General features: G+C 29.2%; 14 protein-coding genes. 4 read left to right on the top strand and 10 right to left on the bottom strand.

Features of this window, described 5'->3' with window-relative positions:
• Positions 1-90 precede the first annotated feature (90 nt).
• Positions 91-882, bottom strand: a complete 792-nt coding sequence (locus tag BCB68_RS08350; protein WP_094080360.1) for an endonuclease/exonuclease/phosphatase family protein — start codon at positions 880-882, stop codon at positions 91-93.
• A 213-nt stretch (positions 883-1,095) separates the two neighbouring features.
• Between BCB68_RS08350 and malQ the strand changes: the two genes are divergently transcribed.
• The 4 genes from malQ to BCB68_RS08330 all read left to right on the top strand — a co-directional run bounded on the left by malQ (position 1,096) and on the right by BCB68_RS08330 (position 5,546).
• Positions 1,096-2,586, top strand: a complete 1,491-nt coding sequence (malQ, locus tag BCB68_RS08345; RefSeq protein ID WP_094080359.1) for a 4-alpha-glucanotransferase — start codon at positions 1,096-1,098, stop codon at positions 2,584-2,586.
• Positions 2,587-2,745: 159 nt separating this feature from the next.
• On the top strand, positions 2,746-3,387 hold the full coding sequence (udk, locus tag BCB68_RS08340) for a uridine kinase (RefSeq protein ID WP_094080358.1): 642 nt from the start codon (positions 2,746-2,748) through the stop codon (positions 3,385-3,387).
• Between the two features lie 15 nt (positions 3,388-3,402).
• Positions 3,403-4,740, top strand: a complete 1,338-nt coding sequence (locus tag BCB68_RS08335; protein ID WP_094080357.1) for an FAD-dependent oxidoreductase — start codon at positions 3,403-3,405, stop codon at positions 4,738-4,740.
• 11 nt (positions 4,741-4,751) lie between these two features.
• Positions 4,752-5,546: a potassium channel family protein gene (locus BCB68_RS08330; RefSeq protein WP_237048606.1), complete on the top strand. Its 795-nt coding sequence runs from the start codon at positions 4,752-4,754 to the stop codon at positions 5,544-5,546.
• Between the two features lie 57 nt (positions 5,547-5,603).
• On the opposite strand, the gene BCB68_RS08325 is transcribed toward BCB68_RS08330, so the two are convergent.
• The 9 genes from BCB68_RS08325 to thyA all read right to left on the bottom strand — a co-directional run bounded on the left by BCB68_RS08325 (position 5,604) and on the right by thyA (position 13,506).
• The gene (locus BCB68_RS08325; protein ID WP_094080356.1) at positions 5,604-6,446 is read right to left on the bottom strand and encodes a lysophospholipid acyltransferase family protein; all 843 of its coding nucleotides are present in this window, start codon (positions 6,444-6,446) and stop codon (positions 5,604-5,606) included.
• Between the two features lie 71 nt (positions 6,447-6,517).
• Positions 6,518-6,781 (bottom strand): 30S ribosomal protein S15, encoded by a 264-nt coding sequence (gene rpsO, locus BCB68_RS08320; protein ID WP_094080355.1) that lies wholly within the window; start codon positions 6,779-6,781, stop codon positions 6,518-6,520.
• A gap of 111 nt (positions 6,782-6,892) precedes the next feature.
• Positions 6,893-7,408 carry a TlpA family protein disulfide reductase gene (locus BCB68_RS08315; protein WP_094080354.1) on the bottom strand — a complete coding sequence of 172 codons (516 nt, stop codon included), beginning with the start codon at positions 7,406-7,408 and terminating at the stop codon, positions 6,893-6,895.
• A 35-nt stretch (positions 7,409-7,443) separates the two neighbouring features.
• Positions 7,444-8,826, bottom strand: coding sequence for a tetratricopeptide repeat protein (locus tag BCB68_RS08310; protein WP_094080353.1), 1,383 nt, complete (start codon positions 8,824-8,826; stop codon positions 7,444-7,446).
• Between the two features lie 57 nt (positions 8,827-8,883).
• Entirely contained in the window at positions 8,884-10,794 is a 1,911-nt protein-coding gene (metG, locus tag BCB68_RS08305; protein WP_094080352.1) for a methionine--tRNA ligase, read from the bottom strand.
• Positions 10,795-10,864: 70 nt separating this feature from the next.
• Positions 10,865-11,542 carry a lysophospholipid acyltransferase family protein gene (locus BCB68_RS08300; protein WP_094080351.1) on the bottom strand — a complete coding sequence of 226 codons (678 nt, stop codon included), beginning with the start codon at positions 11,540-11,542 and terminating at the stop codon, positions 10,865-10,867.
• 19 nt (positions 11,543-11,561) lie between these two features.
• Entirely contained in the window at positions 11,562-12,128 is a 567-nt protein-coding gene (locus BCB68_RS08295; RefSeq protein ID WP_094080350.1) for a TetR/AcrR family transcriptional regulator, read from the bottom strand.
• Between the two features lie 2 nt (positions 12,129-12,130).
• The gene (locus tag BCB68_RS08290) at positions 12,131-12,619 is read right to left on the bottom strand and encodes a dihydrofolate reductase (protein WP_094080349.1); all 489 of its coding nucleotides are present in this window, start codon (positions 12,617-12,619) and stop codon (positions 12,131-12,133) included.
• 17 nt (positions 12,620-12,636) lie between these two features.
• Positions 12,637-13,506 (bottom strand): thymidylate synthase, encoded by an 870-nt coding sequence (gene thyA, locus BCB68_RS08285; protein WP_094080348.1) that lies wholly within the window; start codon positions 13,504-13,506, stop codon positions 12,637-12,639.
• Between the last annotated feature and the right edge of the window lie 72 nt (positions 13,507-13,578).

Below are 13,578 nucleotides of genomic sequence, written 5' to 3'. Positions count from 1 at the left end.
ACATATTAGTTATACCTCATAATTTTCATTTGTCAAGACATTTACGGAAAACTTTTTAAATTTTTTTTATCTTTTACCAGAATGAAGATTTTATAACTCAATTTTCACTTCTAAACCAAAATGATCTGAAACAACTTCCTTATTTTCTCCATTAAAAATGACTTTACTTTCCAAAACTTTTACTTTTTTATTTGAAAAAATGTAATCCAGTCTTTTCTCAGAACCGCTAGTTGCCCAACCATCAATTTTTTTATTGACTGTTATTCCACTATCTTTTTTTTCAGCTAATTCATAAGTGTCAAACAATCCTTGATTTATTATATTTTGATAAGCTTCTTGATTATGTATAGCATCCGTGTTGAAATCACCCATCAAAAATTTTAAATTATCATTTTTCGTTCTTTTTAAAATTGTCTGAATATTTTCTCCCATATCTTCTGTTTCACAATTTGGCAAATTCATATGGCAACTGTAAAACTCTACTTTTTGCCCTTCATAATCCAAAGTTATACTCACAATTCTTCTTGCGTTAATAACTCTGACAGATTGTGAAAAGGTGCAATAAAACTCATCCTCATCTTTTATTGGATGCTTTGTAATAATTGCCACTCCTTCGTCATATTTCCCAAAACCGATGTGAGAATTGCTCCAATGATAATAATAATCAGTATCTGTGTACTTTTCCAGCTTTTCCAGCAATTTCCATCCGTAATTATCGTTTCTAATTCCATCGTAAATAACTGGACTATTCATAAGCTGATTCACTTCTTGCATAGCAATTACATCATACTGCTTTTCAGCAATCGTCTTTGCCAAAATTTCCATCTTTTCATCTTGATTTTCTTCCAACCACGCATGTGTGTTGATTGTCAATAATTTCATTCCACTGCCTCCTATTTTTTATTTTTCTTAATATTATATTACACTTTAATATTACAACATTTTTTTTATATAGTCAAGATATTCGAATAAGTAAAAATTTTTTTAATAACTTTTACGGATAAGTTGACTTTTTAAAAAAAATATAGTATATTTAAAGTAGTATAGTTTTTATAAAAATATATTTTTTAATAAAAAAATTTTAGGAGGGCTACTATGTTTAAAAGAAGTTCTGGGATTTTATTACATCCAACTTCACTTCCAGGAAAATATGGAATTGGAACACTTGGAAGAGAAGCTTTTAATTTTATAGATTTTTTGAAAAAATCTAATCAAAAACTTTGGCAAATTTTTCCACTTGGACCCACAGGTTATGGAGATTCGCCTTATCAATGTTTTTCTTCATTTGCAGGAAATCCTTATTTGATTGACTTTGATTTATTAATTGAGCAAAACTTGCTTTCAGGAAACGATCTTGAAAATGTAAATTTTGGAGAAAACGAAGAATTCGTTGATTATGGTGCAATTTACAACAGTAAATATCCGCTACTTAGAAAAGCTTACGAAAACTATAAAGCTAATCAGAATGACGAATTAAGAGGAAAATTTGAAGAATTTAAATTTAAGAATGCTGAATGGTTAGACGACTACAGCCTTTACATTTCGCTAAAAAACCATTTTGGTGGACTTTCTTGGAACGAATGGCAAGAAGATATTAAAAACAGAGAACCACAAGCTATGGAGAGATATAGAAACGAACTTTCTGACGACATTGAATATCATAATTTCATTCAATTTTTATTCTTCTCACAATGGGAAGCTGTAAAAAGATACGCAAACGAAAACGGAATTAAAATCATCGGAGATATTCCAATATTTGTTGCTGCCGACAGTGCTGACACTTGGGCAAATACTGATATTTTCCTATTTGACAAAGATAAAAAACCAGTTAAAGTGGCAGGAGTTCCGCCTGACTATTTCAGTGCCACAGGACAACTTTGGGGAAATCCTTTATACGACTGGCAAAAATTGAAAGAAACTAACTACAGATGGTGGATCGATAGAGTAAAATCTAATCTTACAACTTGTGATATAATAAGAATCGACCACTTCAGAGGATTTGACGAATACTGGGCTGTTCCTTATGGAGATAAAACTGCCGAAAATGGTACTTGGTGTCCAGGTCCTAGAATGGACTTATTTAATGCCATAAAAAATGAACTTGGAGATTTACCTATAATTGCTGAAGATTTAGGAACAATGACACAAGGAGTTATTGATTTGAGAAATGCTTCTGGTTTCCCAGGAATGAAAATTTTAGGATTTGCATTTGACTCAGCTGAAGAAAATGACTACTTGCCACACACATATGACAAAAACTGCGTTGTCTACACAGGTACTCACGACAACGACACAATCGTTGGATGGTTTGAAAAAGCAAAAGAAGAAGACAAACAATTTGCAAGAGATTATTTAAATTCAACAAATGATGCAAATATACACTGGGACGCTATAAGAGGAGCTTGGAGTTCAGTCGCAAACATTGCAATTGCACCAATTCAAGACTTTTTAGGACTTGGAAGCTACGCTCGTATAAATACACCAGGACTTGCATCTGGAAATTGGCAATGGAGATTAAAACCAAATCAATTGACAGACGAACTAGCACAAAATATTGCAAAATTGACAAAAACTTATTCAAGATAATTATTAATTCTTAATTACTATGTAAAGAAAATATTTCTAATTTTAATTCTAATTTTAGAAATATTTCTTTTTTTAAATATAAAATTTAATATTGAAAAAAATTAATATCTATTATATACTTTATACAAGAAAAAATATTAAACGAAGGATGTAATTTTTATGGATTATAAAACGATTATTGTCGGAATTGCAGGGGGAACAGGCTCAGGAAAAACTAGTGTCACTCATGCAATTATTAAAAATTTGGAAAAAAAGGAAATTCACTCAATACTTCTTGAACAAGATTCCTATTACAAAAGAAATGACCATTTGACTTACGAACAAAGGGTTACATTAAATTATGACCATCCGGACGCGATAGATTTTGATTTGCTTGAAACTCACATTCTCGCATTAAAAAACAATAAATCTATCGAAAAACCTATTTATGATTTTCAAGTTCACAACAGAGTAAACAGAACTGAACATATAGAGCCAGCAAATTTGATTATTGTAGAGGGAATTTTAGTTCTGGCAATTGAAAAGATCCGTAACTTATTTGATGCAAAAATATTTGTAGATACAGATGATGACGAAAGACTTTTGCGAAGAATAGAAAGAGATCTAAATGAAAGAGCCAGAAGTTTTGAAAGTATAAAAAATCAATATATCAAAACCGTTAAACCTATGCACTTGGAATTTGTAGAACCGTCTAAAAGATATGCTGATGTCATAATTCCAAGAGGAAAAGACAATAAAGTCGGTATAAATATGGTTGTCAGCCGACTTCGCTACTTATTTAACAAATTAAAAAACAAATAGAAAAGAGGTAATCTTATGAAAATAGTTGTAATTGGCGGTGGAGCTGCAGGAATGATGTTTTCCACTCAATATAAAAAAGCAAATCCTAATGATGAAATTTTTTTGTTTGAAAAATCAAGCTATGTGGCTTGGGCTGGATGTCCAACTCCTTATTTTATCGCTGATGAATTAAAAAAAAGCGATGTTTTGCACGGAACTCCTGAAGATTTTATAAAAAGAGGAGTTAATGTAAAAATTCATCACGAAGTTAAAAGCATTGATTTTGAAAATAAAACACTTGAAATAAAGGGAAATGAAATTAATGGAATTTTTTCTTACGACAAGCTTGTAATTGCTGTCGGTGGAAAATCATTTGTTCCAAATATTGAAGGATATTCTCCAAATTTAGAAAATGTCTTTACGTTATCTCACGCTGAAAGTGCTTTTAAAATTAAAGAATATTTAACTCAAAACAAAAATAAACTAAAAAATGCAGTTGTAATTGGAGCTGGATTTGTTGGAATTGAAATGGCAGAATCTTTCAAAAAAAATGGACTTAATGTAACTGTCATTGAAAAAGCAAAAGAAATTTTCCCGACAGTTTCAGAAAATCTAAAGGAAAAAATTTACAAAAAATTTAAAGAAAAAGATATAAATCTAAAATTAAATTCTGGTGTCACTGCTGTAAATTCTGAAAATAATGTTGCAAAATCAGTAAAATTAGACTCATCTGAAAATATTGACTTTGATATCGCATTATTTAGTATCGGAGTTACTCCAAACATAGATTTTTTACCTAAAACATTAAAAACTGATAGCGGAAAAATCGTCATAAATGATAAATTCGAAACAAATATAGACGATGTCTACGCAATTGGAGATTGTATATTTAACAAGTATTACAAAACTGACAGAAATTTATTTGAGCCGCTTGGAGATGTTGCAAATAAACACGGAATGATGCTGGCTAAATATTTATCTGGACAAAATATAAGCTGGAAAGGATTAATTCGCTCATTTGCCACTTCATTTTATGATATAAAATTAGCACAAACTGGACTTTCTCTAAAAGAAGCAACTGAACTTGGCTACAATGCCGATGTTGTCAAAATGAAAGCGATGTATAAAAACTCTGGATTCGCAGATTCATTTCCTGCAAGTGCTGAAATTGTTTATGATAAAGATAGAAAAATTGTTCTTGGTGGAGCAATGGTGGGTTTTGAAGCTGTCGCACAATTTATCGACCAAATTGCGATTGTTATCACTTTTGAAATACCGATTGAAAAATTTATCGAAATTGATTTCGCTTATTCTCCAACAAATGCGAGTGTTTGGAATCCACTTCTTGTAGTTTATAGAAAAGTTATTAAATAAGGGAGTTTTTTTTGAAGAATAAGATACATAAAATCAAAAGTGATATTAATAAAAATAAAAAATTTAAAATAAATTATCAAATATTCTTTATTTTTCTTGCAATTTACAGCTTTGCTACGACGCTACTTGATTTACACGGCGATATTCATATTTCTGAAAATTCTCTCTTGAATTTTATTGATTTTTCGATTTATTTGATTTTTGCTATTGACTACATAATAAGATTTATATTTGCTAAACACAAAGCTGATTTTATTGAAAACAATATCCCCGATTTAATTTCAATAATTCCATATTATTCAATTTTTAGATTATTTAGAATTTTTAAAATCAGAAAATTTGCAAAAATTTTTAGACATTTAAAATTATCTCGATTTTATCTTTTTGCAAAAAAGACATACAAAAAAGTAAAAAAATTTTTAAAATTAAATGGGTTAATTTATTTATTAATTATGGCGGGACTTGGAATTATAATCTCAGCTCTTGTCATTTCCTATGTGGAAAAAATGAATTATGGCGACAGCCTTTGGTGGGCATTTGTTACAGCGACTACAGTTGGCTATGGAGATATTTCTCCTAAGACTTATATTGGAAGATTTGTCGCCATTTTTCTGATGCTCATTGGAATTGGAACTTTCGGAATGATTACAGGAACAATCGCAACTTATTTTTTAAATAAACAAAATGACATTGCGCCAACTGACGACTTAGACAAATATATTTTAAATTCTGAAAACTTTAGCGACTCTGAAAAAAAAGAAATTATCACTTTTATACATTTTGTGAAATCAAAGCGGGAAAAATAAAAAGATTTAAAATTTTGAATTGAATAAAAATATTCTTTTCTCATTTTAAATCTTTTTTTACTTCTTTTTTCTCCATCTTTTGTGCTGCCACATATATTGCTCTGGATATTCCCTAATTATTTCTTCAAATTCATTATAAATTTTTTGCATATTAAATTTCATAGTTTCTTTTAACTTGCTCTGCTTTTCTATCTCAATAATCTTTTTATTTTTTACAATTATTTTATTGTTTTTATCAAATACCGCATAAGCCATTACCAATGGAACTTTATGCTTAATCGACAAAAGCACAGGTCCAGCAACCGCCGTTGTTTTTCTGCCAAAAAAATCAATCTCCACATCTTTTCCATAATGATCCGAAGCCAAAGCAATTATCGATTTTTCGTTTATAGCTTTGCTTAAAAGCTGACTTTCATGCAGCGGAATTGAATTTAGTCCGCCTTTTTCACGCCACTCAGTCATTAAATCATTAATTTTCTCATTTTTTTGCTTTCTAAAAACAGCATAAAATTTTCTCAAATTTTCCATTTTACTTCCCGCTTCAAATCCGCCTAAATGCAATGAAACAATCAAAACTGCCTTATCCTTTGCCACTTCTATCGCCTTTTTCATCAGCTCTTCATTTTCAACAGAGGTATTTTCCCCTTTTGTAATTTCTTCCAAAAAAATCGAAGTCATTATCATTTTTCCCATCGTTTTATATGACTCTTTGGCTATTCTTCTGACTTCTTTTTCATTTTTTTGGGGAAAAGCATTTTTTATATTGTCTAATGTCAATTTTCGTCTTTTTTTTACTAAGAAATATGCTAAAAGTCCCATTTTTTCAAAAAATTTGTATCGCCACTTCAACGAAAAAATTGATAAAATATTTTTTAATGCCACAAGAAAAAATTTTAACATATTTTCTCCTTTTTTTATCTTTTTTATTCTTTTTTAAAAAAAGAGCATATTTAATACGCTCTTATTTATTACTATTTTCTGATTCCTAATTTTTCGATTAAGTTTCTGTAATCGTCTACATTTCTATTTTTAACATAGTTTAATAATCTTCTTCTTTTTCCAATTAATTTTAATAATCCCGCTCTTGAATGAACATCTTTAGGATGTACTTTTAAGTGTCCTGTCAAATGACTGATTCTATCTGTTAATAAAGCTATTTGAACCTCAGCAGAACCTGTATCTTGAGCATTTTTTCCAAATTTTTCAATAATCTCTTTTTTCGCTGTTAATGCCATTTATAATTTCCTCCTAATTTTATTATCTAAACCAAGAATATAGTGGCAAACTGATATTCATAGTTTAAATTCTTTAATATTATATCATACATTTTTTTTTATGTAAAGAAATTAATTCATAAAAGTTTTTGTAAGTGAATCTTCATCCACTGGCAACTCCAATTCTTCTTCGACTTTGTCACCATTAATTTTTAAATTAAACGGAAATCCTTGTACATCAAATCCTCTTAAAATTTCTCCATCTTCATCATAATATGCTGGTACTGTATATCCATTTTCTTTTATATACGCTTGAGCTTTTCCCAAACTTGATCTAGAATTAGTAAATACTATAACTACATTTACTTTATCTTTATTTTTATCATAAAATCTTTGTACTTCAGGAATTTCTTCACGACAATGTGGACACCATTCAGCTGCAACTATAAATAGAGTCTTTTTCCCATTTTTAAAAATTTTTGTACTTTTTATTTTTTTCCCATTTAAATCTTTTAACTCAAAGTCTGGAAGTGCAGCTCCAGCTAAATCTTGCGCTCCATTTAATGGTTTTACAACAAATTCCTTACCTTTTCCACAAGATAATACAAACACTAAGAATAATGACAACATCAAAATAAACTTTTTCATTTTTCCCTCTTTTCTTATATTTTTATTTTATTAATTTAATTTTTTAAAAAAGCTTCATAAAATTCCCCAATATCAAATCCTGTACTTTTAGCAGCTATAAAATAAAATTTAGCTTTTTTATTTTTTTTCTTATTAAAATAATAAACTCCTAGATTATAATATGCTTCAGGATATTGATCCACAGCCGCTTTTAAATTTAATATTCTGACTTTATTGCTATTTTTTGGATAGTAAGAACTCAAAGTTACTGTTGCACTGCTTATGTCATTTTTAGACAATCTTTCTAATATTTTTTTAGCTTCCTTATTTTTTAAAGTTTCCGATTGAGATGTATTTTTACTCTGCTCTTCATTTTCATAAATAAACGCCAGTCTTTCCCCCGCTTCTGATGAACCAAGTGAATAAGCTTTAGTATACATATTTTTGGCTTTTTTTAATTCATTTTGTGTTTCATACATTTTTCCCAGATAATACATCGTATCTATATCGTTTTTAGCAACTGCTTTTAAATAATACTTTTCAGCTTCTTTAAAATTTCCCAAATTTTCATATAAATATCCCATATAACTATTTATCAATATTTCATCACTTTTTACATCTGCTAAAGGAAGTAGCGCCGTTTCATAACTTTTGTTTTCATCTGCTAACTTTTTAGCTATTTCATAAGCTGACAAATAATATTTGTTTTTAAACAATGTGTCTTGATATAATTTAATTGCTTCGTCATTTTTTCCATCGCCTTCTAGTACTTTAGCTTTCGCATAAAGTGCAGGTGGATAATTTTCAGCTAAAAAATCTTTCAAAATATCATAAGCTTTTCCAGCATACTGTGTTCTTTCCACAAGAAGAGTTCCTAATTCTTTTTTTTCATCTTTTGAAATATTTCCTGCAGTCATTTTTTTATTCAAAGCTTCAATTCTTTCGTAATAACTCATCATATTTTTCCCAGCTTCATATGAACGTAAAGATAAAAAGTCTCCAGCCTCTTTACCTTTTTTAAAATATTCCTGAGCTTTTGAAAATTCCAATTTATTTTCGTAAATATCCCCCATCACATAATAAGCTTTACTAAATCCCTGCTTGGCAGAGCTTTCCAAAAGTTCTAAAATTTCATTTTCACTGCCATTTTGTTTTTTTAGTAAAAGTGCTTTAAAATATTCAGCATATCCGTTACTTTTTTTTAAGTATTTGTCAAAAATTTCCTCGCTATTTCCCTCCAAATATACAAGCGACAATGCGAAAGCTTCCTTATTTTTCAATTTTATCGCTTTTTCTAATTGTTTTGATATATATTCGTCATTTTCCTGTTTTGAAAAAATTCCAAGTAAAGAATTTTCCAAATAATCGTATCCCTTGTCATGGGAACACGAAACAAACAAAAATGGAACAAAAAATAAATAATATAACCATTTTCTCATATTTTACCAATCCTGTCTTTCAAAATTAAATATTAACCCCCATAACCTTTTTAAACACTATTTAACATTCGCTCCAAGTTTTACATTTTCATCAATGAATATCAATTTTATCTTTTTTTTCTCCACAGTCGTCAAAAGCATTCCCTGTGAAATTTCTCCTTTTAATTTTACTGGTTCTAAGTTTAGCACAGCCATAACCTTTTTCCCTATCAATTCTTCTTCTTTTTTATACCATTTTGCAATTCCTGAAACAATTTGTCTTTTTTCAGTTCCCGTATTAACGATAAATTTTAAAAGTTTATCTGTATTCTCAACTTTGGAAACTTTTTCAATTTGCACAACTTTCATTTCAATTTTACCAAAGTCATTAATTGTAATTGAATTTTCAATTTCTAAATCTGAGTTAAACTCTTCTTTTTCTTCATCTTCAATTTCCTCCAAATCAATTCGCGGAAAAATAGGTTCAGGTTCCTTCAATTTATTTCCAATCGGATAAATTCCCCATTCTTTGAACTTTTTCAATTTAACTTTTGTCACATCTTCAATAAGTCCTAGCTGATTTATCATTTTTTGTGCTGTCTGCGGCATAAATGGTGAAATTATGATAGCAATTTTGTAAAGTCCTTCAACCAGATTGTACATGACTGTTGAAAGTCTATTCTTTTTATCTTCTTCCTTTGCCAATTTCCAAGGCTCACATTCATCAATGTATTTATTAAGTCTTGAAATAAATTTCCAAATATCTTTTAGAGCTTCTGAAAATTGATATTCATTCATATGTTTATCCAATTCTTTTAATGTTTTATCCCACAAATTTTTTAGTTCGTTATCAATTTCTTTATTATCTTCATTTAACACAACTTCCAAATCAAAATATTTTTTTTGCATTCCAATTGTTCTATTAAGTAAATTTCCAAGGTCATTTGCCAAATCAGAATTTATTCTTTGAATCATTGATTTTTTTGAATAATCCGCATCATGTCCAAATGTTGCTTCTCTCATCAAATAATATCTAAAGGCATCAAGTCCATATTTATCCACTTCTTTTGCTGGATCTATAACATTTCCAAGAGATTTTGACATCTTTTCTCCTTCGACCGTCCACCATCCGTGTGCAGCTATTGTTTGAGGCAATGGAATACCAGCAGACATAAGCATAGCAGGCCAAATTATAGCATGAAATCTCAAAATATCTTTTCCAACTACATGATTCACTTCCCCATTTATCCAAATATCTTCAAATCTTCCTTTATCTTCTGAATATTTTGCTCCAGTCAAATAATTAGTCAAAGCATCAAACCAGACATAAATAACATGCCCTTCCTCCAATTCTAACGGAATTCCCCAGTCAAATACCGTTCTTGAAATTGATAAATCTTGCAACCCTTGTTTTATAAATGCAATCACTTCATTTTTTTTACTTTCAGGCTTGATAAAATTAGGATTTTCTTCAATGTACTTTAATAATTTGTCCCCATATTTTGACAATTTAAAAAAATATGAAGTTTCTTTTACGTCAATAACTTCTTTTCCCATGTATTTTCCGTCTACCAGTTGATTTTCAGGAACAAAAGTCTCCTCTGAAACACAATATTTCCCGCTGTATTCCCCACGATAAATATCGCCTTTTTCATTTACTGTTTTTACTATTTCTTTTACACTATTTATATGCCTTTGTTGAGTCGTTCTCATAAAATCAGTATTTGAAATGTTTAATTTTTCCCAAAGTGTTGTAAAATTTAGTGACATTTTATCAACCCATTGCTGTGGTGTAAATCCGTTTTTTTCAGCAGCCTGCTGAATTTTTTGCCCATGTTCATCTACTCCAGTTAAAAAAGTTACATCATAGCCTAATAACCTTTTATATCTTGCAACAACATCACAAATAATTGTCGTATATGCCGTCCCAACATGTGGTGCCGCATTCGGATAATAAATTGGTGTTGTTATATAAAACGATTTTGACATATTTTTTATTCCTCCTTAAAATTTAATTGATGTATATTTTAGTTTAATTTTAATTATATTATATTTCATTTTAAAACTTTTCTTCGTTAAATTCAAGTGTTTTTGAATTTTTATTATATTTTTTTTCATAAATTTCAAACGCTTTGTAGCCAGCACTATGTATTTTTTCTTTTACTATTTTTATTGCATCTTCCATTTTTACTTCTTTTGATAAATAAAACTCTTCTCCAACATAATGAACACATTTAGAAAATGGCTTTGGAATTTCCAGTTTATCCCACATATTTTTAAAAATCCACTTTTTACTGCAATAAGAACTTACTGGAACTATTGGCATTCCAGTTTTTTGTGCTATAAAAACTGCTCCAGCCTTAGGCTCAAAAATTGGTCCACTAGGCCCATCAATTGCAATCCCCAATGTATAATTTTTTTTAGCATATCTCACAGCCTCTTTTAAACTTTTTATGTTATCTCTATTTGATGACCCTCGAATTAACTCATTTCCCTCTCGCTTTAAAACTTCCGCAAGTATCTCTCCATCTTTGGAAGCACTGACAATTGATGCTTTCTTTTTTATTATTCTAGTCGCATTGCAAACTGTAAAAATTTTTCTGTGCCAAAAAACTATTATATTAGGGTTATTCATCATTTTCATATTTTTCGCATAGAAATATTCTTTCCTTGTCATAAAGCTTAAAATTCTGTAAAAAAAATGTAAAATTATTCCTAAAAATTTGTATTTATTCATAAATTTATATCTCCATTTTTTATTTAAAATTTTCCATTTTAAAATACTTTGACATTCCGATTATTTTCTCTTCAATAACTTTATTAGTTTCGTTCTTTTTTTCTTCATTGCTAAAACTTGTGCAAACCAATGTTGCATATCCAAATATAAAATACCACAATTTGTTTATTATTTCTTTTCCTTCTTCAAAAGTTAAATTTGGAAAACTTAGTAAAAGACTTTCCTGAGTCAAAAGGTAATCCAACGTTTCGTTATACAATTTTTTAAATCTTTCCGTAATATTTAAAAATATCGTTTTAAATAATTCTTTTTCTTCTCTTGCAAAAATTATAAATCCAATTGAAGCGTTTAATATTTTCCTTTGTGAATAATTTCCATATAAATATTTATTTAGTTTTTTTTCACACAGATTAATAACTTCTTTCTTCACTTCTTCAACTGTTTCAAAATTAAAGTAAATAGGCGCTGTGGAACAATTCAACTTCTTTGCAATTTTTCTGGCACTTATATTTTCAAATCCTTCTTCTTTTAAAATATCATAAGCCGCATTAACTATAATTTCCTTTGTAAACTTCAACTTTGGCATATTTAACTTTTCTCCTTTTTAACTTTATCAAAAATACAAAACTTCCAATTTTCATATTTTTTCTCAAAAACTTTTTCCCAATTTTTGAAATCTATTTTAGGAAAATAAGCATCAGCCATTTCATCTTCAAAATTTATATAACTTATATACATTTTATCTACAATTCCTAGTTCCAAAGACTTTTTATAAACTTTTTCGCCACCAATTATAAAAATTTCTTCGTCTGAATCTTTAAATTTTTCTATTAATTTATAAAAATCGTCAAAAATCAAAATAGAATTATCATCATTTTTTATTGTCTTTGAAAGCACAATATTTTCACGATTTGGAAGTGGTCTGCCAATGCTCTCAAAAGTTTTTCTCCCCATTATAATCTTTTTTCCAGAAGTTACTTTCTTAAAATTTTTTAAATCTTCGCTAATATGCCAAAGAAGCTTATTTTCTTTTCCAATCTCATTATTTTTACCGATCGCAACAATCAAGCTATACATATTTTCCACCTCCAAAGTTATACTGCCACTTCAAATTTTATTGCAGGATGGCTTTTGTAATCTTCAAGTGTAATATCTTCAAATGTCAATTCATTAAACGGTTTATCAGCAATTTTAATTTTAGCTAATTTCATTGGCTCTCTTTTAAGCTGCTCATGAAGGCCGTCAATGTGATTTTCATAAATGTGAGCATCAATTATCGTATGAGCAAATTCTCCAGGTTCATACCCGCACTCTTTTGCAATCATCATTGTAAGTAACGAATAACAAGCCAAATTAAAAGGAATTCCTAACGCAATATCTCCACTTCTTTGAGTCAAATGACAATTTAATTTATTTCCTGAAACATTAAACGCAAAAGTGTAATGACATGGTGGCAATTTACTAATAGTGGCATTTCCTGGATTCCAAGCGACAACTACCATTCTTCGTCCATTTTTTGTCTGCGGGTTTACTTTCATTTCCTTTAATGTATCAATGATGTATTGGATTTGATCAAATACAAGCTGTCCATTTTCTTCCTGTGTTGTCCAAGGATTACTTTCATCTGCAAAAAGTTCCCCATCCAGTGAAATTTCTGGCACAGGATACCTTCTCCAAAATCTTCCGTAAGCTGTTTCAAGCCTACCTTCCTTGTCAGCCCAAGCGTCCCAAATTTTTGTTTTTTTTCTTAAATTTTTTATATGCTCATCGCCCGACAAATACCAGAATAACTCATACAGCATCGAGTTAAAGTACATCTTTTTAGTAGTCAATAACGGATAACCACAACTTAAATCAACTTTGTAAAAATAAGCAAATGTTGAAATAGTGTCCACTCCTGTTCGATTTTTTTTTCTTGTTCCGTTATCTAACACATACTTTACCATATCCAAATATTGTTTCATATTTTAATCTTTATAACCCTTAAATTTACAAAATTGAAAATAAATTCATTTCAAAATAAATTCATTTTGTAT

This window comes from Leptotrichia sp. oral taxon 498, assembly GCF_002240055.1.
Lineage (GTDB): Bacteria > Fusobacteriota > Fusobacteriia > Fusobacteriales > Leptotrichiaceae > Leptotrichia > Leptotrichia rugosa.
Note: the sequence above shows the minus strand (reverse complement) of the source record. Positions and strands in the feature narration are given on the sequence as shown.

Coding starts and splice junctions, on each gene's coding strand:
- BCB68_RS08350 (WP_094080360.1), bottom strand. CDS start 882: ATGAAATTATTGACAATCAACACACATGCGTGGTTGGAAGAAAATCAA.
- malQ (WP_094080359.1), top strand. CDS start 1,096: ATGTTTAAAAGAAGTTCTGGGATTTTATTACATCCAACTTCACTTCCA.
- udk (WP_094080358.1), top strand. CDS start 2,746: ATGGATTATAAAACGATTATTGTCGGAATTGCAGGGGGAACAGGCTCA.
- BCB68_RS08335 (WP_094080357.1), top strand. CDS start 3,403: ATGAAAATAGTTGTAATTGGCGGTGGAGCTGCAGGAATGATGTTTTCC.
- BCB68_RS08325 (WP_094080356.1), bottom strand. CDS start 6,446: ATGTTAAAATTTTTTCTTGTGGCATTAAAAAATATTTTATCAATTTTT.
- rpsO (WP_094080355.1), bottom strand. CDS start 6,781: ATGGCATTAACAGCGAAAAAAGAGATTATTGAAAAATTTGGAAAAAAT.
- BCB68_RS08315 (WP_094080354.1), bottom strand. CDS start 7,408: ATGAAAAAGTTTATTTTGATGTTGTCATTATTCTTAGTGTTTGTATTA.
- BCB68_RS08310 (WP_094080353.1), bottom strand. CDS start 8,826: ATGAGAAAATGGTTATATTATTTATTTTTTGTTCCATTTTTGTTTGTT.
- metG (WP_094080352.1), bottom strand. CDS start 10,794: ATGTCAAAATCGTTTTATATAACAACACCAATTTATTATCCGAATGCG.
- BCB68_RS08300 (WP_094080351.1), bottom strand. CDS start 11,542: ATGAATAAATACAAATTTTTAGGAATAATTTTACATTTTTTTTACAGA.
- BCB68_RS08295 (WP_094080350.1), bottom strand. CDS start 12,128: ATGCCAAAGTTGAAGTTTACAAAGGAAATTATAGTTAATGCGGCTTAT.
- BCB68_RS08290 (WP_094080349.1), bottom strand. CDS start 12,619: ATGTATAGCTTGATTGTTGCGATCGGTAAAAATAATGAGATTGGAAAA.
- thyA (WP_094080348.1), bottom strand. CDS start 13,506: ATGAAACAATATTTGGATATGGTAAAGTATGTGTTAGATAACGGAACA.